This window comes from Micrococcus cohnii (assembly GCF_014205175.1).
Taxonomy (GTDB): Bacteria; Actinomycetota; Actinomycetes; order Actinomycetales; family Micrococcaceae; genus Micrococcus; species Micrococcus cohnii.
The window spans coordinates 1,743,082-1,764,734 of sequence record NZ_JACHNA010000001.1; the positions used below are offsets into that span (position 1 = coordinate 1,743,082).

19 protein-coding genes are annotated in these 21,653 nt (G+C 71.3%); 5 read left to right on the forward strand and 14 right to left on the reverse strand.

Annotated features, from left to right (window positions below):
• Positions 1-3: 3 nt before the first annotated feature.
• Positions 4-558, reverse strand: a complete 555-nt coding sequence (locus tag HDA30_RS07910; RefSeq protein ID WP_184241672.1) for an SRPBCC family protein — start codon at positions 556-558, stop codon at positions 4-6.
• A gap of 109 nt (positions 559-667) precedes the next feature.
• Here HDA30_RS07910 and HDA30_RS07915 point away from each other — a divergent pair, with 109 nt between their 5' ends.
• Complete coding sequence (locus HDA30_RS07915) at positions 668-1,222, forward strand: SRPBCC family protein (RefSeq protein ID WP_184241674.1); 555 nt, start codon at positions 668-670, stop codon at positions 1,220-1,222.
• 60 nt (positions 1,223-1,282) lie between these two features.
• Here HDA30_RS07915 and HDA30_RS07920 read toward each other — a convergent pair whose 3' ends face one another.
• The 7 genes from HDA30_RS07920 to HDA30_RS07950 all read right to left on the reverse strand — a co-directional run bounded on the left by HDA30_RS07920 (position 1,283) and on the right by HDA30_RS07950 (position 10,081).
• Entirely contained in the window at positions 1,283-1,744 is a 462-nt protein-coding gene (locus HDA30_RS07920) for a hotdog fold thioesterase (protein ID WP_184241676.1), read from the reverse strand.
• 297 nt (positions 1,745-2,041) lie between these two features.
• A complete protein-coding gene (adhP, locus tag HDA30_RS07925; RefSeq protein ID WP_184241678.1) occupies positions 2,042-3,073 on the reverse strand; it encodes an alcohol dehydrogenase AdhP in 1,032 nt (343 codons plus the stop codon).
• A gap of 183 nt (positions 3,074-3,256) precedes the next feature.
• Positions 3,257-4,780, reverse strand: a complete 1,524-nt coding sequence (gene exaC / locus HDA30_RS07930; RefSeq protein ID WP_184241680.1) for an acetaldehyde dehydrogenase ExaC — start codon at positions 4,778-4,780, stop codon at positions 3,257-3,259.
• Between the two features lie 116 nt (positions 4,781-4,896).
• Positions 4,897-6,420, reverse strand: coding sequence for a GAF domain-containing protein (locus tag HDA30_RS07935; RefSeq protein ID WP_184241682.1), 1,524 nt, complete (start codon positions 6,418-6,420; stop codon positions 4,897-4,899).
• A complete protein-coding gene (locus HDA30_RS07940) occupies positions 6,420-6,809 on the reverse strand; it encodes a DUF779 domain-containing protein (protein ID WP_246418888.1) in 390 nt (129 codons plus the stop codon). The genes HDA30_RS07935 and HDA30_RS07940 overlap by 1 nt, the downstream gene beginning before the upstream one ends.
• A 521-nt stretch (positions 6,810-7,330) precedes the next feature.
• Positions 7,331-8,422: a hypothetical protein gene (locus HDA30_RS07945; protein WP_184241686.1), complete on the reverse strand. Its 1,092-nt coding sequence runs from the start codon at positions 8,420-8,422 to the stop codon at positions 7,331-7,333.
• 3 nt (positions 8,423-8,425) lie between these two features.
• Positions 8,426-10,081, reverse strand: a complete 1,656-nt coding sequence (locus tag HDA30_RS07950; RefSeq protein WP_184241688.1) for a thiamine pyrophosphate-dependent enzyme — start codon at positions 10,079-10,081, stop codon at positions 8,426-8,428.
• Positions 10,082-10,229: 148 nt separating this feature from the next.
• On the opposite strand from HDA30_RS07950, the gene HDA30_RS07955 reads away from it, so the two are divergent.
• Positions 10,230-11,087 carry a CGNR zinc finger domain-containing protein gene (locus HDA30_RS07955; protein WP_184241690.1) on the forward strand — a complete coding sequence of 286 codons (858 nt, stop codon included), beginning with the start codon at positions 10,230-10,232 and terminating at the stop codon, positions 11,085-11,087.
• 64 nt (positions 11,088-11,151) lie between these two features.
• Positions 11,152-12,144: an L-lactate dehydrogenase gene (locus tag HDA30_RS07960; RefSeq protein ID WP_184241692.1), complete on the forward strand. Its 993-nt coding sequence runs from the start codon at positions 11,152-11,154 to the stop codon at positions 12,142-12,144.
• A gap of 13 nt (positions 12,145-12,157) precedes the next feature.
• Here the strand turns inward: HDA30_RS07960 and HDA30_RS10550 are convergent, their stop codons facing one another.
• The 4 genes from HDA30_RS10550 to HDA30_RS07980 all read right to left on the reverse strand — a co-directional run bounded on the left by HDA30_RS10550 (position 12,158) and on the right by HDA30_RS07980 (position 15,711).
• On the reverse strand, positions 12,158-12,673 hold the full coding sequence (locus tag HDA30_RS10550; RefSeq protein ID WP_246418725.1) for a hypothetical protein: 516 nt from the start codon (positions 12,671-12,673) through the stop codon (positions 12,158-12,160).
• A 62-nt stretch (positions 12,674-12,735) separates the two neighbouring features.
• Positions 12,736-13,329, reverse strand: a complete 594-nt coding sequence (locus HDA30_RS07970) for a hypothetical protein (protein ID WP_158496308.1) — start codon at positions 13,327-13,329, stop codon at positions 12,736-12,738.
• 85 nt (positions 13,330-13,414) lie between these two features.
• Entirely contained in the window at positions 13,415-14,815 is a 1,401-nt protein-coding gene (locus HDA30_RS07975) for an MATE family efflux transporter (protein ID WP_184241694.1), read from the reverse strand.
• The gene (locus HDA30_RS07980; RefSeq protein WP_158496306.1) at positions 14,812-15,711 is read right to left on the reverse strand and encodes a CPBP family intramembrane glutamic endopeptidase; all 900 of its coding nucleotides are present in this window, start codon (positions 15,709-15,711) and stop codon (positions 14,812-14,814) included. Before HDA30_RS07980 ends, HDA30_RS07975 begins: the two co-directional genes overlap by 4 nt.
• Before the next feature lie 97 nt (positions 15,712-15,808).
• On the opposite strand from HDA30_RS07980, the gene HDA30_RS07985 reads away from it, so the two are divergent.
• A complete protein-coding gene (locus HDA30_RS07985) occupies positions 15,809-16,222 on the forward strand; it encodes a VOC family protein (RefSeq protein ID WP_158496305.1) in 414 nt (137 codons plus the stop codon).
• 329 nt (positions 16,223-16,551) lie between these two features.
• A complete protein-coding gene (locus tag HDA30_RS07990; protein WP_246418726.1) occupies positions 16,552-17,637 on the forward strand; it encodes a hypothetical protein in 1,086 nt (361 codons plus the stop codon).
• A gap of 136 nt (positions 17,638-17,773) precedes the next feature.
• Here HDA30_RS07990 and HDA30_RS07995 read toward each other — a convergent pair whose 3' ends face one another.
• Entirely contained in the window at positions 17,774-19,735 is a 1,962-nt protein-coding gene (locus tag HDA30_RS07995; RefSeq protein WP_158496304.1) for an ABC transporter ATP-binding protein, read from the reverse strand.
• Positions 19,732-21,477 (reverse strand): ABC transporter ATP-binding protein, encoded by a 1,746-nt coding sequence (locus HDA30_RS08000; protein WP_158496303.1) that lies wholly within the window; start codon positions 21,475-21,477, stop codon positions 19,732-19,734. The genes HDA30_RS07995 and HDA30_RS08000 overlap by 4 nt, the downstream gene beginning before the upstream one ends.
• Positions 21,478-21,653: the final 176 nt, after the last annotated feature.

A 21,653-nucleotide genomic window follows, 5' to 3' on the forward strand; every position in this document is an offset into this window, starting at 1 on the left:
GGTTCAGGCCCCGCCGGCGGCCAGGTGCTCGGCCCGGCGCCCGATGTGTTCCAGTTCCTGGACCATCTGGCGCCGGGTGGCGGCGGCACCCAGTGGGGCGCTCGCGCGCTCGAGGGCCCGCCCAGCGGCCCGGCGCAGTCGCGCGCCGAGCCCGGAGCCTGCGGGCACCGCTGCCGCGTCCGGGCGTGCGGTGAAGAAGAACCGCAGCTGGGTGGCCTGCGGCGCGGGGCCGTTGCCGGCCGGGTCGAGCCGGAAGCCCGTCTCGTACCGGACCCCGCGGTTGACCGCCAGGATCTCGGTCCGGCGGTGCGGTTCGGCGACGACGACCTCCATCTCCTCGGTGGCCTGCTGCCCGAAAACGCGGCGCGTCTCGCGCCAGCGCGTGCCGGGACGATAAGCGCCGGGGCCGTCATCGGAGAGCCGTTCGAGCGCGATGATCCCCGGCAGGTGCTCGGCCATGCCCTCGAGGTCGGTGATCACGCGCCAGAGCGTCTCGGGCCGGGCGGCGACGAACCGGTCCGCCTGAACGGACCACTGGGCGGGCTGAGTCTCTGCCATGACGGGGACTCTCCTGTTCTCGAACGTGGCCGTCTGCGGTCGGCCACCGTGGTCGCCGTCCGTGCCGTCATCGTGCCACGGCGTGCACCGGCTTCCTAGACTGGAGCGCATGAGCCAGAGCGCACCGGACCCGACCCCGCGACAGACCGACGACGCCCGCCCCGAGAGCGGCGCCCCGCTGCCCGCCGCCGCAAAGCAGGCCGCGTGGCCGCAGCGCGTCGACGTGGGCGAGCGGCAGGTCGCTTACACCGTGACCGTCGACGCCCCGGCCGACGAGCTGTGGGCGCTGCTCGCGAACCCGCACCGCCACCACGAGATCGACGGCTCGGGCACCGTGAAGCAGCGGGTCACCGGGCCGCACCGCCTGACCGCGGGAGACCGGTTCCGCGTCGCGATGCGCAAATACGGCCTGCCCTACACGATGGCCTTGACCTGCACCGCCAGCGATGAGGGGCGCCTCGTGGAGTGGGCGCACCCCGGTGGGCACCGGTGGCGCTGGGAGTTCGAGCCGGTCGACGCGACCCGCACGCAGGTCACGGAGATCTTCGACTACTCCTGGGCCCGGCCGGTCGTCGGCACCGTGTTCGAGCGCCTGCGCCTGGACCGGGAGAACGCCCACGGCATTCAGGCCAGCCTCACGCGGCTGGCCGCCCGGCACCTCTGAGCGGCGGGGCCGCCGAGTCCGGGGCCGCCCGCCCACGGACCGCCGCCCCGGTGCCCCGCCTCAGGAGCGCGGGCGCGGGCTCGTCGAGTGGCCCGTGAACCACGCGACGAGCACGCCGTCGGCCTCGATGCGCACCTCGATCATGCGGTCACAGCCGAACTCAACGGACTGCCGCGCGCTCGCCGTCAACGTGGCGCCCAGCGGCGCCGGGGCGATGTACGTGATCTCCGCGCGACGGGTGACCGGCGCGGCGCCGAACGTCGCCACGCAGTACGCCAGGGCGGTGTCCGCGAGGTGGAAGAGGAAGCCGCCGTGGCAGATCTCGTGCGAGTTCACCATGTCCGCGGTGACCTCGCGGTGCAGGGTCACGGCGCCCTCGGAGACCTCACCGAGGGTGACGCCGTGGTCCTTCACGGCCGGGTCGTTGACGTAGATCTCCTCCAGCCGAGCGACGACCGACTTCAGGGACTCGGGCTCGCCGCCGGCCTCGGCCGGGGTGGTCGGGGCGACGTTCTCGGTCATGCTGCTCCTTCGAAGCGGTGAGCCTGCAGGGCGCAGGGCGGGTTGCGGTGCGGCGGAGTCCGCGGACGGTGAGCACCGCTCCCGACCAGTATGCCGGTGAGCGCGCCGACTCAAGGAGGCGAGGAGACGGGCCGAGGCGCGTGGCCGACGTGGGAAAGCCGTCCCTTCCTGTTCTCGCCGGTGGAACGAGACGCCCCGCCTCCCCTTTCGCGAGCGACAACGCCTCCTGCCTCCTGCCACCGGCCCAAACACGACAGCGGGCCCGGATCGGGGCGTTGGGACGTTGCGCTGGAAGCCTCAGTCCTCCAACGCGTAGTCGATCACCACGCGGCCGTCGATCTTGCCGTGCCGCATCTCGTCGAACACCGCGTTGACGTCGCCGAGCGGGCGCGTGTGGAACGTCGGCTTGATCTTACCGGCCGCGTAGAACTCGAGCGCCTCGACCATGTCCTGACGGGTACCGACGATCGAGCCGCGGATGGTCAGGCCCTTGAGGACGATGTCGAAGATCGGGGCCGGGAAGTCTCCCGGCGGCAGGCCGTTGAAGACGATGGTGCCGCCCCGGCGGGTCATCGCGATCGCCTGGCCGAACGCCTGCGGGTGCACCGCGGTGACGAGCACGCCGTGGGCGCCGCCGATCTTCTCCTGGATCTCCACGGACGGGTCGGCCACGTTCGCGTTGACGGTGACCTCGGCGCCGTGCTGCTCGGCGAGCTTGAGCTTGTCGTCGGCGACGTCCACCGCCACCACGCGCATGCCCATGGCCACCGCGTACTGCACGGCGATGTGCCCGAGGCCGCCGATGCCGGAGATCACGACCCACTGGCCGGGCCGCACCTCGGTCTCCTTCAGGCCCTTGTACACGGTGACGCCGGCGCAGAGGAGCGGGCCGACCTCCATCGGGTCCGAGCCCTCTGGGATGACGGGCGCGTAGCGGGTGTCCACGAGCATGTACTCGCCGAACGAGCCGTCCGTGGAGTAGCCGCCGTTGAGCTGCTCCTCACAGAGCGTCTCCCAGCCGGTGCGGCAGTACTGGCATTGCCCGCAGGCGCTCCAGAGCCAGGCGTTGCCGACCATGTCTCCGACCTTGACGTTGTCCACGTCCGGGCCGACCTCCTCGACGATGCCGACGCCCTCGTGGCCGGGGATGAACGGCGGGGTCGGCTTCACCGGCCAGTCGCCCTCCATCGCGTGCAGGTCCGTGTGGCAGACGCCGGAGGCGATGAGCTTCACGAGTGCCTGGTGCTGGCCGGGCGTCGGGCGCTCGACCTCCTTGACCTCGGTCTCGTTGCCGAACCGGGTGACGACTGCTGCCTTCATGGCGGTCATGGGGAATCACCTTTCTTGTGGAGTGTGGTGCTTCTGGGATTGAACGTGGGGGTGGGGATGGTCTGCAGGGGCCGGGTGCCTCCCGTCGCACCGGCGCCAACGCTCGGGGGTCGCCTGGCGGCCCCGGGGCACGACGACGGCCGCTCACCGTCGGCCGTCGCCGCGCCTGACCGTAGGGTCGGCTCAGAAGAAGCCGAGCTTGTTGTCGGAGTAGGAGACCAGCAGGTTCTTGGTCTGCTGATAGTGCTCGAGCATCATCTTGTGGTTCTCACGGCCGATGCCCGAGGCCTTGTAGCCGCCGAACGCCGCGTGCGCCGGGTAGTTGTGGTAGTTGTTCACCCACACGCGGCCGGCCTGGATGGCGCGGCCGGCCCGGTAGGCGGTGTTGCCGTTGCGGGACCAGACGCCGGCGCCGAGGCCGTACAGGGTGTCGTTGGCGATCGTCATGGCGTCGTCGAAGTCCTTGAACGTGGTCATGGAGACGACCGGCCCGAAGATCTCCTCCTGGAAGATCCTCATCTTGTTGTCACCCCGGAAGATGGTCGGCTTCACGTAGTAGCCGCCGGCGAGCTCGCCCTCCATCTCGGCCTGGGCACCGCCGGTGAGCACCTCGGCGCCCTCCTGCCTGCCGATGTCCAGGTAGGACAGGATCTTCTCTAGCTGGTCGTTGGAGGCCTGGGCGCCCATCATGACCTCGGTGTCCAGCGGGTTGCCGGTCTTGATCTTCTCGGTGCGGGCCACCACGGTCTCGAGGAACTTGTCCGCGATCGACTCCTGGACCAGCGCGCGGGACGGGCAGGTGCAGACCTCACCCTGGTTGAGCGCGAAGAGGGTGAAGCCCTCCTGCGCCTTGTCCCAGAAGGCGTCGTCGGAGTCCATGACGTCCTCGAAGAAGATGTTCGGGGACTTGCCGCCGAGCTCGAGGGTCACCGGGATGATGTTCTCGGAGGCGTACTGCATGATCAGGCGGCCGGTGGTGGTCTCGCCGGTGAAGGCGACCTTGCGGATCCGCGGGTGCTGGGCGAGCGGCTTGCCGGCCTCGAGGCCGAAGCCGTTGACCACGTTCACCACACCGGCCGGGAGCAGGTCCCCGATCAGCTCCATGAGCACCATGATCGAGGCCGGGGTCTGCTCGGCGGGCTTGAGGACCACGCAGTTGCCGGCGGCCAGGGCCGGGGCGAGCTTCCAGACGCCCATCAGCAGCGGGAAGTTCCAGGGGATGATTTGGCCGACCACGCCGAGCGGCTCGTGGAAGTGGTAGGCGGTGGTGTCGTCGTCGAGCTGGGACAGGCCGCCCTCCTGGGCGCGGATGGCGCCGGCGAAGTAGCGGAAGTGGTCGATCGCCAGCGGCACGTCCGCGTTGAGGGTCTCGCGGATGGCCTTGCCGTTGTCCCACGTCTCGGCGACCGCGAGCGTCTCGAGGTTCTCCTCCATCCGATCCGCGATCTTCAGGAGGATGGTGGAGCGCTCGGTGGCGGAGGTCTTGCCCCAGGTCTCGAAGGCGGCCCAGCCAGCGTCGATCGCGGCGTCGATGTCCTCGGCGGTGCCGCGGGCGACCTCGGTGAACACCTTGCCAGTCACCGGGGCGATGTTCTCGAAGTACTGGCCCTTCTTCGGGGCGACCCACTCGCCGCCGATGTAGTGCTCGTAGCGGGGCTTGAACTGGACCTTGGCTCCGTCGGTTCCGGGGAATGCGTAGACGGTCATGGTGCTGACTCCTTCGTCTGAGGTGGTGACGCCGCGCGGCGCCGTCGTCCATGACTGTGAAGCTAGTCACTCAGACGTTGCACGAAGGTTGCACCAGGTTCAGGTCCGCCGGCCGCTCAGCCGATCTCGCGTTCGAGCCTCTCCAGTGTGGACACGGCCAGCGCACGCCGGGGCGAGTCGGCCGGCAGCAGCTTCAGCGCAGCACCCCAGAGCTCGACGTCGTCGTGGGCCTCGGGCCGGGCCAGGTAGGCCCAGAGCTGCTCGGCGTCCGCGTCCTGGGCGACGGCCTCCCGCAGCCCCTCCCCCAGCTCGGCGCGGATCGCCTCGATGCCCGGCGACTCCGACCGCGGCAGGACCGGCCCCGCGGCGGCATGCAGTGCGCGGTCCAGGTCCCCGTCGCGCAGGGCGTCGCGGGCACACAGCGCGTCGACGTGCACGTGGCCGGCGAGCCGATAGGGACGGGACAGCAGCTCCACCGGGGCATCGGCATTCTGCAGGGTCCGGCGCAGCCGGTGTACCTCGGCGCGCAGGGAGATCGCCCGGGCGGCGCCGTCGGCCGTCGCGGGGCGGCTGCCCTCCGCCACGGCCCGCCGCTTCCCGACGACGGACCCCTCCTCCGGATACAGCTCCGCCTCGAGCTCGGCGCCGGTCAGGCCCGTGCCGTGCCAGGCCAGCAGCGTGAGGATCTCGGCGTGGCGGCCGGTCAGCTCGACGCCGTCGAGCATCGGCCGCAGGTGGCCGGTGACGCGCAACAGGCCGGCGGCGGCGTGGCGGTGGGGCGCGGTCGCCGCAGGCGCCGCCGGGCCGTCGGGTGCCGGCGAAGCGGAGGGCGGAGGTGAGGGAGCCGTCGTCGGGAAGGAGGTGCCGGTGGTGGCGTGCGCGGGGGCGGGCAGGTCACGCCAGGCGCCGTGCACGGCGTCCGCAGTGGACTGGAGCAGGGGCAGGGCGAGCGGGCTGACGGCGTCGTCGCCGCCGGTGAGGTCGATGACGCCCACGAGCCGGCCGGTGACCGGGTCCGTCAGCGGTGCCGCCGAACAGTTCCACGGGTGGACGCGGTGGCTGAGGTGCTCGGCGCCGCTGACCTGCATGGCGGAGCCGGTAGCGAGGACGACGCCCGGGGCGGAGGTGCCCATGGACGACTCGGACCAGTCGGCGCCGGGGACGAAGCCCATGGCCTCGGCGCGGTTCAGTGCGGTGCGGTCGCCTTCGACCCAGAGGAGGTGTCCGTGCTCGTTGCCGATCGCGACGACCAGGCCGGCCTCCGCTGCGGGCTCCACGAGCATGCGCCGGACGATTGGCAGGGCCGCGGCGATGCGCTGCTCACGGCGGGCCTCGGTGAGGTCGGCGTCGCTGAGGGTGGCGGGGTCGGTCTCACCGAGCAGGCGCGGGGCCGTGAAGCCGCTGAGCGAGCGAAGCCAGGACTCGCGGACCTCGCGGCGCAGGCCCTGCAGGTCGGCACGCAGGCTCTCGTTGTCAGCGGTGCCGGCGGGTATGACGCGGGGGCTCCGGGGGCCGGTTCTCGAGCCGGTGGCCGGGGAGCCGCCCCCGGGCGGGACCAGCGGCAGCGCAGCGGTGGAGAGCGACTCGTGTGCCCTCTCCACGACGCGCCGGTAGGCGCCCACAGCGAGGGTCGGCGCCATCAGGCCGCGTCCTGTGCGAGCAGGCGGGAGCGGATAAGGAACCGCTTGCCCTCCGGGGCCTCGACCGAGAAGCCGGAGCCGCGGCCGGCCACGGCGTCCAGGGTGAGGTGGGTGTGCTTCCAGTACTCGAACTGGGTGGCGGACATCCAGAACGCGATCTCGGCGGCGTCGGCGGGGACGGGGTCGGTGCCGTCGGCCGGGGCGTCGGCGTCCGCGGCGGCGGAGAGGTCGAAGGTGCCCAGCAGGACGTCCGAGCCGCCGGTCTTGAAGTCCCCGGCGGGGTAGCACATGGGCGAGGAGCCGTCGCAGCAGCCGCCGGACTGGTGGAACATCAGCGGGCCGTGGATCGGGATGAGGCGGCGCAGCAGGGTGAGTGCGGCCGGCGTCATGGCGACGCGGGAGTCGGCCTCGCCGGAGATCTCGGGGCGGGCGTCGAGCGCGGCGACGACGGCCTCGTCACTCCCCCCTGCGTTTTCGTTCGGGAATCCGTTGCGTTCCCGGCTGCTTTCGTTCGGGAAACCGTCGTGTCCTGCGACGTTCTCGTGCGTGAGACGGTCGTGTCCCATCGGGCACCTCCTGGCCGGATGGTCGTCTGCGGCCGCGCGTGCCGACACGCGGCGGGCTGGCCACCCAGCCTAGTAGCGCCTATGACCCGTGTCACGGGGGTGTCTTGGGCGTCCCGAGCATCGCCAGCCCTTGTCACTGGTGAGACAGGATCCCGACGCAGGAGAGGAGACGGGCTGGTTCCCGGAGCAGTCCCGCCCGTCTCGTTGCAGTCGGGGCCGACCCACGCCTCTGACTCCGTCAGCGAGGCGCGAAGGAGGGGCCGGGACTGGAACCCGACGTTCTCCCGAACGCAAGCGGCCGGGGACGCGACGGTTTCCCGAACGAAAACGCCTGGGCCGTCCCGTCAGGCCCCGGACTGCGCGGTGCCCTCGTCCTCGACGGTGCGGCGCCGCTGCCGCTCGCGCTGACCGTGCGTCAGCGACCGCAGGTCCGTCTGCTGGTCGAAGTTCGAGCCGAGGGCGCCGGCCACCACCCCCATCGCGGCGCTGAGCCAGGCGATATCGAGATACGAGGAGAACGTGGGATCACCACGGATCACGGTGGCCATGTAGTCCGGGTCGATCACGATCAGCCCGCCGAGCAGGATGAGCACCACGAGCATCACGTAGAGCCAGAGCACGCACAACGCGATCGTGAGCACGGTCGAGAGGTTGTACAGCAGGACGACGCGGGCCTTCCCGACGCCGCCGCGGCCCGGTTCATCCCACAGCCGGTTGCTCGCGACGAGCCACCACACCATCACCGTCATGGCCAGGACGCCGATGCTGATCAGGCGCACGGTCGTCAGATAGTCGGACATCGCCCAGATCGAGCTGTAGAAGATGCCGAAGGCGCCCGTGGCCGAGGCGGCGGCCAGCGCCGAGGAGAGCTGCGGTGCGGTCCGGCGCGGCTCGTTGCCGGCCACCATCCCGACGACCATGCGCAGGCCGCCCGAGCTGGCCTCCGAGTGCAGCGCGAGCTGGCCGGTGTCCGCGTCCGCCACCTGCCACTGCGCCCAGGTGATGCCCTGCTGGCTGTGCCCCGTCGCTGCGGACTCGGGCGCCATGCGCACCGCACACGCGACCAGCACGTCGACCAGACGGGCGCCCACCCGGGCGACACCGAGGCTCGGCAGGGACACGACGGCCACCTGCTGGTCGGGGTGCACGTCGGCGATGAGCGGCCGCCCCTCGGTCAGCCGGGGCATCTCCGTGAGCAGCAGGAGCACATCCGCCCGCGCGTACTCGTCGTCGAAGCGGACCGCGTCGGCGGGGTCGAGCGCGTCATCGGAACGCAGCCGCAGCATCGCGGTGCGCAGCTCAAGGGTCACTGGCACCGAGAACGCGGCGTCCAGGGCGCGCTGCAACCGTTCGCGGATCCGCCCCGCTCGCCTCTCGGGCAGGCCGGGGTCTGCGGCGACGACCACGCGCAGTCGGCTGCCAAGCACATGCGCCATACCTCAGTACGCCTTGACCCGCTGCTCGACGATCAGGTGGATCAGCGCGAAGGTCCGCTCCTGCTGAATCGCCTGCAGGGCTGCCTCGACGGCGGCCGGCACGTCGGCGTCCCGCTCCACACGCACGCCGAACCCGCCGAACGCCTGCGCCATGGCGGCGAAGTCCGGGTTCTTCAGCTGGGTTCCGGAGATCCGCTCGGGGTACTGCCGCTCCTGGTGGGTGCGGATCGTGCCGTACTCCTGGTTGTCCATCACCACCACCAGCGGAGTCGCCCCGTACTGCGCGGCCGTCGCGAACTCCTGACCGTTCATGAGGAACTCGCCGTCGCCGGCGAACGTCACCACGGCGCGGCCCGGGAAGTTCAGGGAGGCGGCGATCGCGCCCGGCACGGAGTAGCCCATGGAGCCGTTGCGGGCGGAGATCATCGCCCGGTAGCCCTCGGTCGGGAAATACCGGTGCGCCCAGTTGGTGTGCTCGCCCGCGCCCAGCGAGATCATGGCGTCCTGCGGCAGCCGCGGCACCAGGTTCGCGACGAGGGTGGCCATCCGCGCCTGACCCTCGGACGGCTCGGCCGACGGCAACGCGGCGAAGTCCTCCTGCTCGGCACGCTTGCGGGCGGTCCAGTCCGCCCATTGCTCCTTCACGGCCAGCTCCATGCGGACCAGATCGCGCACGAACACGTCAGGTTTGGCCACGATCTGGTGTGACACCGGGCCGGAGCGGCCGCGCAGCGCCGGGTCGATCGTCACGAGGAAGTTCTTCTTGTCCCAGTTCTGCCGGATGGTGAAGCCGTCGGTCACGACGTCGCCGGGCACGGTGCCGACGAAGACGATCAGGTCGGTCTCCTCGAGCAGCGCCTGAGTGGCGTCCGGGCGGCCGTAGCCGATCGGACCCACGTAGGACGGCGAGGAGAACGGCACGGTGCCCTCGGTGCGCCATTCGGCGGCGGCGGGGATCTTGTGCTCCTCGAGCCAGCGGGTCAGGGTCTGGGCGCCTTCGTCGGTCCAGTCGTTGCCGCCGGTGATGAACAGCGGCTTCTCGGACTGCTTGAGCGCGGAGTGCAGCGCCTTCCAGTCCTCGACCGTCATGCCGCCGTGGGCGACGGGGATCTGCGGGTGCACCTCGTGCGGGACCAGCTCGCGGATGATGTCCTCGGGCAGGCCGACGACCACCGGGCCGGGGCGTCCCGAGGCGGCCGCGAACATGGCCTCGGCCACGATCTCGGACGCCCGCTCGGCGTGGTCCAGCACCATGACGCGCTTGGCTCCCGTGCCGAACCACGCGTGCGGATCGAACTCCTGGAACGCCTCACGGTCACGATGCTCGAAGGGGATCAAGCCGACGAAGAGGACCATCGCGGTCGAGTCCTGCCACGCGGTGTGCAGACCGACGTGCGCGTTGGCGGCGCCGGGACCACGGGTGACCATGGCCACACCCGGCACGGTGTTCATCTTGCCGTCCGCTTCGGCCATGTACGTCGCACCGCCCTCATGCCGGCACACGACGTTCTCGATGCCGGAGTCGTGGAGCCCGTCGAGCACGTCGAGATAGGACTCTCCGGGGACCGAGTACAGACGTTCCACCCCGTGGGCCTCGAGTGTCTTGACGATCAGATGACCGGCGGAAATCCGGTCGGTCGACGAAGTGCTGGTGCTCATGTGTGCTCCTGTGCGTCGTGTGCGCGGGTCCGAGCTCCGGTGCTCGGCTCGACGGCACCGGTTGTGGCTTGGCAGACAGCGTATCCGAGCGCCGCCCGGCGTCGGCCATGTCTGCGCCGCGTCAGGGCGCGGCTCGTAGAGTGGACTCATGCTCTCCCCACAGACTCTTGACCGACTCACCTCGATCGCCGTGTTCCTGAACACCGCCCCCGGAGCCCGCGGCGGCCAGCAGCAGGCCGAGCGACTCGAGTTCGGCACCCAGCTGCCCGATGTCGTCCCGGCCGTCCACGAGGGCCGCCAGAAGGTGCGCGTCGCGGACGCCGCCCTCGAGCGGGCCCACAGCCTGCGCGACCGCCTCACCACACTCTGGACGGACGCCTTCCAGGAGAAGGACGTGACCGACCAGATCAACGCGCTGCTGCAGGCCACCGGCCCGCTCGAGCTGCTCGCCACCGACGAAGACCTGATCTTCGCCCCGGCCGACGCCCCGGCTGACGCCGTCGAGCGGCTCCAGGCTCTCGCCGCGCTCGCCCTGGCGGACACCGCCGTCGAAGGAGAGCTGAGCCGGCTGCGCGTCTGCGCGGGCGAGGACTGCGAGAACATGCTGGTCGACGCCAGCCGCAACCGCTCGAAGCGGTTCTGCGACGAGGCCAACTGCGGCAACCGCATGCACGTGCGCTCCTACCGTGCCCGTCAGGTCGGCGAGGAGGAGGCCGCCCAGACCGCGACGAAGTCCGCGCCCTCCCAGCCCGCCCGCGCCGAGGCACCCGCGGACGCTCCCCGCTCCGGCCAGGCCGACACCGCGTCGCCGGACTCGACGACGGCGTCGCTGTCCAAGAAGGAGCTCAAGCGCGAGCTCGAGCGGCTGCGCGCCGAGCACAAGGGCGTGAAGAAGGCCCGCAAGCGGGCGAAGAAGGTCGAGGACAAGGCCGAGAAGAAGCGCCTGAAGAAGCAGCTCGACGGCCTGGAGAAGACGATCGGCAAGCTCGAGAAGCGCCTGAAGTGACCGCCGCGGGCCGCGGGCGGACAGAGCTCGTCGGCAGCGGGCGCACGGCCGTAGCCTCGAGCGCATGAGCCTGCATTCCGCCTCCGCGTCCCCGTCTTCTGGCCCCGTCCTCGCCGAGCACCGCAAGGTCGGCGTGGTCGGGGCCGGCGCCGTCGGCACCGCCGTCTGCTACGCCACCCTGATCAACGGCCTGGCCGACGAGGTCGCCCTGTTCGACATCGACGAGCCGAAGGTCCGGGCCGAGGTGCTCGACCTCGCGCACGGCACGCCGTTCACGGCCACACGCACCATGACCGGCGGCGCCGACCCCGCCGTGCTCGCCGGCTCCTCGATCGTCGTCGTCACCGCCGGGGCGAAGCAGAAGCCCGGTCAGACCCGCCTCGACCTCGCGGCGTCGAACGTCGCGATCCTGCGGTCCCTGATCCCGCAGGTGCTCGAGCACGCCCCCGACGCCCTGCTCGTGCTGGTGACCAACCCGGTCGATGTGCTCACGCTCGTCACGCAGCGCATCTCGGGCCTCGCCCCGGGGCGCGTCATCGGCTCCGGCACGCTGCTGGACACCTCGCGCCTGCGCTGGCGCATCGCGTCCGAGAGCGGCGTGCACCCCCGCTCGGTGCACGCCGCGGTGCTCGGCGAGCACGGGGACACCGAGTTCCCCGCGTGGTCGACGGCCTCGATCGGACCCGTGCCGCTGCTGCGGTGGCCCAGCCCCGAGGACCCCGCGTTCACGCGGCAGCGGCGCGAGGAGATCACCGGCTCCGTCGTGAACGCCGCATACAAGGTGATCCAGGGCAAGGGGGCGACGAACTACGCGATCGGTGTGGCGACGGCGCGGCTGATCGAGGCGATCGTCAAGGACGAGCGCGCGATCCTGCCGGTCTCCACGGTCCAGGACGGACCCCACGAGCTGCATGACGTCGCCCTGTCCCTGCCCTCGGTGGTCGGCCGTGAGGGCGTGCTGCGCGTGCTGGAGACGGAGCTGGACGAGGACGAGATGCGGCTGCTGCGGGTCTCAGCCGATGCCCTGCAGGCGGCCGCCGGGTCGCTGGGGTTCTGACGTCCCCGCGGGCTCAGGCCCGGTCGCCGGCGTGGCCGCTGTCCGCGTGATCGCCGCCGTCCGTGCGGTCGTGAGTCGTGGGAGCGTCCGGGTCACGCTGCTCGGCCTCCTGCTGCGCGGCGCGCTCGCGGGCGCGCCGCTCGGCGACGGCACGGCGGTGCGTCTCCTCGGAGGAGCGGTGGGTGCCCGAGCCTTGGGAGAGGTGCTCGGGGTTCTCGCGTGCGGACAGCTGCAGCATGGCGACGACCACGAGGCTGACGATGAAGAAAACGCCGAAGGCGATCAGCCCGATGTCGACGCGCAGCGGGTTGTGCGTGCCTCCGGAGGCCGTGACGGCCGCGATCACACCGCCGATCGCGCCCAGGACCGCCGAGAAGACCAGGGGCCCCTTGACGGTCTCACGCAGGCCGCCTCGGCCACCGCGCGCTCCCGGTGCCGGCGTGCCGGTGGCACGCGCGGCGGACTGCGGGCCGGAGGCCGGCGCGGACGATGCGCGGCCCTGCTCGGGGCGGGAGGACGATGCGCTCACGGGATGGCTCCTGACGGGATCTGGACGCTGACGGGCTGGGGCTGACCGCCGAAGACTGCCCGTCAGTCTACGCGTCCGGGCGCCCGGTCTGCCTCGAGGTTGCGGGCCTTGCGGACGTCGAGCGCCATGCCGACGCCCGAGACCGCCAGCAGCGTGCCGATGATGATCGCGCCGCCGCCGACGATGCCGAGCTGGCCGTGCGGGTTCAGGTGCGATCCCAGCGCCAGCGCGACGCCCGAGCCCAGACCGGCCAGACCCGTGATGAGCTGGTCGCGCGCCGGCAGGAACGCGCGCCGGTGGCCGAACCACGCGACAAGCTCGGCGACGCCGCCGACGGCGAGCGCGGCGGCGACCGTCAGGCCGATCGCCTGCGGGGCGGAGAGGAACAGCAGCACGATCGTGCCCAGCATCCACGCGGCAGCGGCCATCGACAGCGGCGAGCGCATGGCGACGGGCACGGGCTCGCGGCGCAGGTACTCCCACATGGCGGAGCCGGAGAACACCAGGTACAGGGCGAAGGCGACCTTCATCCACAGCGTGCTCGGCTCCTGCACGAACACCGTGGTCAGGCCGAAGATCAGCGCCACGCCCGCGCGGATGAGGATCGGCTTGGCGACGGCGTCGGCGGTCTCGAGGTCGGGTTTCACAGCAGGCACCGGTCCATTCTAGGCGGGGCGGCCAGGACCTCCGGGTCCCGGCCGCCCCGGGGCGGGAACGGCGTCCACCGCCGGGCCGCCGGGCTCAGGACTCGCCCCGCATCCACGCGTCGGTGCGGGCACGCAGGCCGAGGGTGAGGGCGCGCATGCCCATGTAGACGCCCGCGAACCCGATCCACAGCAGCGCCACCTGGGCGCCGACATCGGACCCTCGCCCGACCGCGACCTGCGTGAGCAGCCACAGGGCCGGGGCGTACACAGCGAGGTTCACGACGCCGGCCAACGCGAGGTACCGCGCGTCGTCGGCCCCGATGAGCACCCCGTCGAGCACGAACACGTACCCGGCCAACGGCTGCCCGGCGGCGAGCACGAGCAGACCGGCCGCGGCGCCGGCCTGCACCGCCGGATCCGGGGTGAACAACGGCGGCAGCACCCCCGCGAGGACGGCGAGCAGGGCGCCGGTGACGAGGCCGAAGCCCAGCGACCACCGCACCATCACGCGGGTGAGCGCGCGGACGGCCGGCCGGTCGTCGCGGCCGAGCTCGTGGCCGATCAGCGCCTGCGCGGCGATCGCGAGCGCGTCCAGGGCGAAGGCGAGCGTCGAGAACAGCGTGAACACGAGCTGATGGGAGGCCAGGGTGACCTCCCCCAGCCCGGTCGCCGCCAGGACGGTGACCAGGATGGCCGCCCGCAGGCTCGCGGTGCGCAGCAGCAGCCACGAGCCGACCTGCGCGGTGGCGCGCATGCCGTGGAACGTCGGAGCCGCGGACGTGCCGGCCACACCGAAGCGCGGCCGCAGCACGAGCAGGTAGGCGGCGAGCATGGCCCACTGCACGAGCGAGGTGCCCAGCGCCGAGCCGGCCACCCCCATGCCGGCCCCGTAGACGAGCGCGACGTTCAGGCCGATGTTCACGCCGAAGCCCAGGCCCGCGACGACCAGCGGGGTCACCGTGTCCTGCAGTCCGCGCAGGATGCCGGTGGCGGCGAGCACGGCCAGCAGGGCGGGCAGGCCGGGCATGGACCAGCGCAGGTATGCGACCGCGTGCTCCTGCACGTGCGGGCCGGCGCCGAGGGTCGCCACAAGACCCGGGGCCACCAGCCAGCCGAGCACCGCCAGGAGGGTGCCGAGCAGCAGTCCGAGCCACACGCCGTCGCGGCCACGGTCCAGGGCCTCGGCGTGGCGCCCGGCCCCGGTCAGGCGGGCGACGGCCGGCGTCGTCGCGTAGGCCAGGAAGACGAGCAGGCCGGTGACGGTGTGCAGGACGGTCGTGCCCAGGCCCACGCCGGCCAGCGGCGCGGTCCCCAGATGCCCGACGATCGCGGTGTCCGCGAGCAGAAACAGCGGTTCGGCGATCAGCGCGCCGAACGCGGGGACGGCGAGCGCGAGGATGCGCCGGGCCAGACCGTCGGTCGGGGCGGGGGCCGCCGTGTCCCCGGGACCCGCCGGCGCCTCCTGGGGCGGGCCGGCGTCGGGACGGGCGCTCACAGGCCGAGCAGGGCGGCGCCCGGAGCGAGCAGCGGCGCCAGTCCCTGGACGAGGACGTCGGCGGCCTGAGCTTCGTCCTGTCCTGGCATGTCCGGCAGGTGCGGGGCCACGAGGTAGAGCATGAGCACGGCGATGCCGTTGTTCACCATGTGCAAGGCCATCGCGTAGCCGAACGAGCGGCCCACGAGGATGTACGACACCGTGATCGCGACGGCCAGCGTCAGGTACGGCACCGTCTCCACGAGCTCGAACCGGCCACCGGTGCCGAGGAAGTGCAGGAGCACGAACGCCACGATCGAGACCGCCGCACACACCCACACGTTGATGTAGCGGGAGAGCTTGCCGATCAGCAGGTGGCGGAACAGGTACTCCTCCACCAGGGGCGCCATGAACACCGTCATCACGATCATCAGGGCGGGCGGGGCCTGTGTGGTCATGTCCTCCAGCGCCGCCTGGTTGGCGGACTGGTTCGCCTCACCGATCAGGCTGAGCACGATCATGTTCACGACGATGCACGCGAACCACGTGGCCGGCAGCAGGAGCAGCTTCAGCCATGTGCGATGGCGGAACGCCCCGAGCGAGTGCAGCAGCGGACGCCACGCGACCGCCAGCACCACGACCGTCAGGAGCACGTAGCTGACGAAGTTCATGAAGAACATGTCCCGCGGCGTCATGTCCTCCGGATTCGCCGGCACCAGGCCCGCGACCATCAGCAGCAGACCGCCCAGCCCGAGCAGCATCAGGACGGCGTAGGCGGCCACCACGAGCGCGTCTCCCCAGTGGAAACGACCGGGCGCCCAGGCTGACGGCCGGGAGCGGGGATCGCGGGGGACGGCCGAGGCGGGATGATCAGACGGCCAGCCCGAGGGCGGCCAGCCGGCGGGGGTGTGCGTCATGCGCGACACGCTACCAATCGGCCTGTCCGCGCGATGCTGAACACATCGGGGCGTGGGGCTTGGCGCGGTCGACCGCGTGGGCGCTACGGTTCAGGCCATGGCCTTGTTCTCTCAGCCGGTCTTCCTGAACCTGCCGACGACCGACCCCGAGCGCATCCGCGAGTTCTGGACGCGCCTGGGTGCCGACATCCTCGAGGACCTCTCCGACGACGACGCCGTGTGCGTCGAGCTCACGGACACCACCTACGCGATGTACCTCTCCCCCGGCGCCTACACCGACTACATCGGCGAGCGGGAGATCGCGGACTGCATCACGACCAACTCGTCGCTGATGTCCCTGAACGTGGGCGAGCCCGACGCGGTCGACGCCCTCGCGGACAAGGCCCTGCAGATCGGGGCCTCCGAAGTGTGCCTGCCGCAGGACCTGCTCGAGGACCTCAACCATTCGGGGCTGCACTCGCGCGAGATCGTGGACCCCGACGGCCACCAGTGGGAGTTCGTCAGCCACTGACGCGGGTGTGTCCCGGTGCGCCCGTGGCGACGTCCGCATGTGCGTTGAACCGGCCCCGCACCGAATCCATACTGCGGAAACGACCCTTCTGAGCCGCGTTTCGGGCCTCAGAAGGGTCGTTTGCGCAGTACAGACGGGGTGAGCCCAAGACAGCGGACAAGTCAGGGCGGGCGGGCAGAAGGCGCCGGTGTTCACGAGCGCGTCACTGACGCATCCCCCGCGCGTCACCACCGACTCCTACCGTGGCCTGGCCCGCACGGCCGGCCGTTCTCGAGCGCATCTGCGTCGCCGCCCGGCCGCTCACCGCCCACGCCGCACCGAGGAGTCCCATGCGAACCCGTCGTCCCCTGACCCTGCTTGCCGCCGCCGTGCTCGCGACCTCCGCCGCCGCCCCGTCCGCAACGGGCGCCGGAGCACCGTCGGCACACTCCCCCGTCGGGCAGGAACGCGGCCCGGCATCGTCGTTCGAGTTCGGCGTGATCGGCGACGTCCCCTACGGCGAGGCACAGGTCGCGCAGTTCCCCGCCATGATGGACGAGCTCTCCGCGCAGAATGACCTGGAGTTCCTCGCGCACGTCGGCGACGTGAAGTCCGGCTCATCCGAGTGCAGCGACGAGTACTTCGCGTTCATCCACGATGAGTTCACGGACCTCGAGGTTCCGTTGGTGTTCACTCCCGGCGACAACGACTGGACCGACTGCCACCGGCAGAAAGCCGGCCAGTACGATCCCCTCGAGCGCCTGGCCGCGCTGCGTGAGATGTTCTTCGCCGACCCCGACCACACCCTCGGCGAGCCCATGCGCGTCGACTCGCAGGACGAGATCGGCCTGCCGGAGAACGCCCGCTTCCGCACCCAGCGCGTCGAGTTCGGCACGATCAACGTGCAGGGGTCACAGAACTCCACCGCCCCGTGGGAAGGTCGGGGCCAGACCGAGCCGACCGAGGAGCAGCTGGCCGAGGTCGCCCACCGGGACGAAGCCAACGCGACGCTGCTGCGCGAGATGTTCGACGACGCGCGCCGCACGAACGCGCGCGGCGTCGTGATCTTCACGCAGGCCGATATGTTCCTGCCGGACCACGTGGTGGGCGGCGTGGTCGATGCCCCGGAGGACGTCGCGGTGTTCCAGCAGACGGTGCAGACCATTGCCGAGCAGTCACGGAGATTCGACGGTGAGGTCTACCTGATCAACGGTGACTCGCACGAGTACAACGCCGACGAGCCCCTCGCCGCCGGCTCACCGTGGGTCGAGGCCTACGGCGTCGAGCCGGTCGAGAACCTGCGGCGCGTGACCGTCGAGGGTGACGCCGACTCGAACGAGTGGACCCGGTTCTCCGTCGCACCGATGAACGCGGGCAAGGGCCGCCACGCCGACCAGGACCTGCTCAGCTGGGAGCGCGTGCCGTACAAGGGCTGATGTTCCCGCGGAATCCATACTGCGCAAACGACCCTTCTGAGCCCTGATTCCGGCGTCAGAAGGGTCGTTTGCGCAGTACAGAATCCCCGAGGCGCGCGAGTGCGCACCGGTCAGGCTGAGCCTCGGGCCAGGGGCCTCAGCCCTCGTCGTCGGCGCCGCCGGCGAACTGAGAGCGGTACAGCCGGGCGTAGGCGCCCTCCGCGGCCAGCAACTCCTCGTGGCTGCCCTGCTCGACGATGTCGCCGCCCTCCATCACGAGGATCACGTCGGCGTCGCGGATCGTGCTGAGCCGGTGCGCGATCACGAAGCTCGTTCGGTCTGAGCGCAACGCCGCCATCGCCCGCTGCACGAGCACCTCGGTGCGGGTGTCCACGCTCGAGGTGGCCTCGTCGAGGATCAGCACCCGCGGCCGCGCGAGGAACGCCCGGGCGATCGTAATCAGCTGCCGCTCGCCGGCGGAGATGTTCTCCGCGTCCTGCTCGATCACGGTGTCGTACCCGTCGGGCAGGGTGTGCACGAACCGGTCCACGTAGGTTGCCGTGGCGGCCTCCAGCACCTCCTCGTCGCTCGCGTCGAGGCGGCCGTACCGGATGTTCTCGCGGATCGTCCCGCCGAAGAGCACCGCGTCCTGCAGCACCATGCCGGTCTGGGCGCGCAGCCGCTGACGCGGCACATCCTGCACGTCCACGCCATCGAGCAGGATCCGCCCGCCGTCGACCTCGTAGAACCGCATCAGCAGGTTCACCAGGGTCGTCTTGCCCGCGCCCGTCGGCCCGACGATCGCGACCGTCTGCCCCGGCTCGGCCGTGAGCGAAAGATCCCGGATCAACGGGGCGCCCTCGGTGTACCCGAAGCGCACGTGCTCGAACTCGACACGGCCGGCCACCGGCTCGGGCAGGTCCGCCCGCTCCTCGTCGGCCTCCTGCTCCGGTTCATCGAGCAGCTCGAAGATCCGCTCGGCCGAGGCGACCCCGGAGATCAGCATCTGCGACATGCCCGCGATCTGCCCGAGCGGCTGGTTGAACTCGCGCGAGTACTGGATGAACGCGGTGACCGCGCCGAGCGTCATCTGCCCGCCGGCCACCCGCAGCCCGCCGACCACGGCGATGCCGACGAACCCGAGCCAGTTCACCCACTGCATGATCGGCATGATCATGTTCGCGAGGAACTGCGCCCTGAACGACGCCTCGTACAGCCGTTCGTTGCGCTCGTCGAACGTGGCGGCCATGTCCTGCTGGCGGCCGAACACGGTCACCAGCTCGTGCCCGGTGAACGACTCCTCAATGTGCCCGTTCAGCCGACCGGTCTCCCTCCACTGCGCGGTGAACTGCGCCTGCGAGCGCTTCCCCACGATCCCCACGACGACGCCCGCCACGGGCAGCGCTACGAGCGCGATCAGCGCGAGCTCCCACGAGAGCCAGAACATCATCCCGACGATGCCGATCACCGTCAGCGCCGAGTAGACGAGCGTCGCGAACGCCTGCTGCATGGCCTGCTGCACGTTGTCGACGTCATTGGTGGTGCGCGAAAGCAGGTCGCCGCGCTGACGGGTGTCGACGTGGCTCAGCGGAAGCCGGTGGACCTTCGCCTCGATCTGCTCGCGCAGGCCCCGCACGACGCGCATCGTCAGGTCGTTGAGCACGCGGCCCTGCAGCCACATGAACGTCTGCGCCACCAGGTACATCGTGAGCACGATCAGGATCAGCCGGCCCAACTCGCCGAAGTCGATGCCGGCGCCGGGCGTGACGTCCATGCCCGAGAGCATGTCGGCCTGCTGGTCCTGGCTCGCGGCTCGCAGCCCGTCGATGATCTGCCCGCGGTCCGCTCCGGCGGGCATCTGCGCGGAGATCACCCCGCTGAAGATCACGTCCATCGCCCGGCCGAGCACGTGCGGGGCCCACACGTTGAACACGACCGCCGCCATGACCATCGCGGCCACGAACGCCAGGCCGGTCCGCTCGGCACGGAACAGGCCGAGCAGGCGTCGTGCCGTGGGCCAGAAGGCTTTGGCCTTGCGGGCCGGGCCGCCGCCGTGGCCGTCCGTTGCCCCGGACTCCTGGATTGCGAGGATCTCCTCGTCGCTCAGCTGCTCGCTCATGCCGCGTCCTCGGCTGCGCTCTGGGACTCCACGATCTCCCGGTAGGTCCGGTTCTCTGTCAGCAGGGCCTCGTGCGTGCCGACGCCGACCACCCGGCCATCGTCGAGCACGACGATCTGGTCGGCCGCGGTGATGGTCGCCACCCGCTGGGCCACGACGATGCGCGTGGTGCCGGCCGCGGCCTCCTCGAGGGCGGCGCGCAGGCGGGCGTCGGTGGTCACGTCAAGCGCGGAGAATGAGTCGTCGAACAGCAGCACCCGCGGGGCCGCGACGAGCGCCCGGGCGATCGACAGGCGCTGGCGTTGACCGCCGGAGACGTCGGTGCCGCCCTGACCGATCGGCGAGGCCAGCCCGGAGGCGTCGCCGGTGCCGCGGGAGCGCACGAAGTCCGTGGCCTGCGCGGTCTCGAGAGCGGCCCAGAGCTCGTCATCGGTGGCGTCGGGGGCGCCGAAGCGCAGGTTCGAGGCGACGGTCCCGGAGAACAGGTACGGCTTCTGCGGCACGAGCGCGACGGCCTCGGTCAGCTCGGCCCGGGCAAGGTCCGTCACCGGCACTCCGTCGACGAGCACCTGGCCGGCGTCGGCGTCGTACAGGCGGGGGACGAGGCCGAGGAGGGTGGACTTGCCGGAGCCGGTCGCGCCGATGATCGCGGTGGTCGTGCCGGGCTCGACGGTGAAGCTCACGCCGTCCAGGACGGGCGCCTCGGCGCCGGGGTAGGCGAAGGTGACGTTGCGGAACTCAACGCGGCCCACGCGTTCGGCCGGGGCCACCGGGTGTGCGGGCTCGGCGAGCGTCGGCACGGTGTCGAGGACCTGCCCGATGCGGCGGGCCGAGATCACGGCGCGCGGGAGCATCATCATCATGAAGGTGCCCATCATGACCGCCATGAGGATCTGCAGCAGGTACTGCATGAAGGCGGTGAGCGCCCCGACCTGCACGGCGCCGGCGTCCACGCGCAGCCCGCCGAACCACAGGACGGCGGCGGTGGCCAGGTGCAGGATCATCGTGATGACCGGGCCGAGCAGCACGAACAGCCGGCCGATCCGCACCGAGGTGTCCGTGAGCGCGTCGTTGGCGGCGGTGAAGCGCTGCGCCTCATGGCGTTCGCGCACGAATGCCCGGACGACGCGGATGCCCATGACCTGCTCGCGCATCACCGCGTTGATCCGATCGATGTCGTCCTGCATGCGCTGGAACAGGGGCATGAGCCGGGCGACGATGACCGTGACGATCACCAGCAGCAGCGGCACGGACACCCACATGAGCCAGGACAGCCCGGCGTCCTCGCGGACGGCCATGACGATGCCGCCGACCGCCATGATCGGCGCCGCCACCATGAATGTGAGCGCCATGAGCACGACCATCTGCACCTGGTTGACGTCGTTGGTGCCGCGCGTGATCAGCGTGGGGGCGCCGAAGCGGCCGAGTTCCTCCGCGGAGAACCGGTCGACGCGCGTGTAGACCGCCCGGCGCAGGTCCCGGCCCAGGCCCATCGCGGTGCGGGCCGCGAACCAGACGGCGGCGATCGCGGCGACCACCTGCACGAGGGCGACACCGAGCATGACCAGCCCGAGCTCCCAGATCCGTGCGGTGTCGCCGACGGCGACGCCCTCGTCGATGATCTGCGCGTTGAGGCTGGGCAGGTACAGCATGGCCAGGGTGCTGAGCAGCTGCAGCACGACGACGGCCGCCACGAAGCCCAGGTAGGGGCGGAGGTGACGGCGCAGGAGGGTCCAGAGCATCGGGGCTCCTCGCGGTTCGGTGGGGACGGACGCAACGCGACGCGGCGGCGGTCGGTCCATTGTGCCCCGGAGGCAGGGTTCGCCGGTGTGGATGTGGGCGTGGGCGTGGGCGTGGGCGTGGGCGTGGGCGTGGAGGATCCATACTGCACAAACGACCCTTCTGAGGCCGGTTTCGC

Excerpts from the sequence above, each read along its gene's own strand:
- HDA30_RS07940 (WP_246418888.1), bottom strand. The coding sequence starts at position 6,809 with ATGACGCCGGCCGCACTCACCCTGCTGCGCCGCCTCATCCCGATCCAC.
- HDA30_RS08000 (WP_158496303.1), bottom strand. The coding sequence starts at position 21,477 with ATGCTCTGGACCCTCCTGCGCCGTCACCTCCGCCCCTACCTGGGCTTC.
- HDA30_RS07985 (WP_158496305.1), top strand. The coding sequence starts at position 15,809 with ATGGCCTTGTTCTCTCAGCCGGTCTTCCTGAACCTGCCGACGACCGAC.
- HDA30_RS07945 (WP_184241686.1), bottom strand. The coding sequence starts at position 8,422 with ATGGCGCATGTGCTTGGCAGCCGACTGCGCGTGGTCGTCGCCGCAGAC.
- exaC (WP_184241680.1), bottom strand. The coding sequence starts at position 4,780 with ATGACCGTCTACGCATTCCCCGGAACCGACGGAGCCAAGGTCCAGTTC.
- HDA30_RS07960 (WP_184241692.1), top strand. The coding sequence starts at position 11,152 with ATGAGCCTGCATTCCGCCTCCGCGTCCCCGTCTTCTGGCCCCGTCCTC.
- HDA30_RS07980 (WP_158496306.1), bottom strand. The coding sequence starts at position 15,711 with ATGACGCACACCCCCGCCGGCTGGCCGCCCTCGGGCTGGCCGTCTGAT.
- HDA30_RS07955 (WP_184241690.1), top strand. The coding sequence starts at position 10,230 with ATGCTCTCCCCACAGACTCTTGACCGACTCACCTCGATCGCCGTGTTC.
- HDA30_RS07915 (WP_184241674.1), top strand. The coding sequence starts at position 668 with ATGAGCCAGAGCGCACCGGACCCGACCCCGCGACAGACCGACGACGCC.
- adhP (WP_184241678.1), bottom strand. The coding sequence starts at position 3,073 with ATGACCGCCATGAAGGCAGCAGTCGTCACCCGGTTCGGCAACGAGACC.
- HDA30_RS07935 (WP_184241682.1), bottom strand. The coding sequence starts at position 6,420 with ATGGCGCCGACCCTCGCTGTGGGCGCCTACCGGCGCGTCGTGGAGAGG.
- HDA30_RS07950 (WP_184241688.1), bottom strand. The coding sequence starts at position 10,081 with ATGAGCACCAGCACTTCGTCGACCGACCGGATTTCCGCCGGTCATCTG.
- HDA30_RS07990 (WP_246418726.1), top strand. The coding sequence starts at position 16,552 with ATGCGAACCCGTCGTCCCCTGACCCTGCTTGCCGCCGCCGTGCTCGCG.
- HDA30_RS07910 (WP_184241672.1), bottom strand. The coding sequence starts at position 558 with ATGGCAGAGACTCAGCCCGCCCAGTGGTCCGTTCAGGCGGACCGGTTC.
- HDA30_RS07920 (WP_184241676.1), bottom strand. The coding sequence starts at position 1,744 with ATGACCGAGAACGTCGCCCCGACCACCCCGGCCGAGGCCGGCGGCGAG.
- HDA30_RS07995 (WP_158496304.1), bottom strand. The coding sequence starts at position 19,735 with ATGAGCGAGCAGCTGAGCGACGAGGAGATCCTCGCAATCCAGGAGTCC.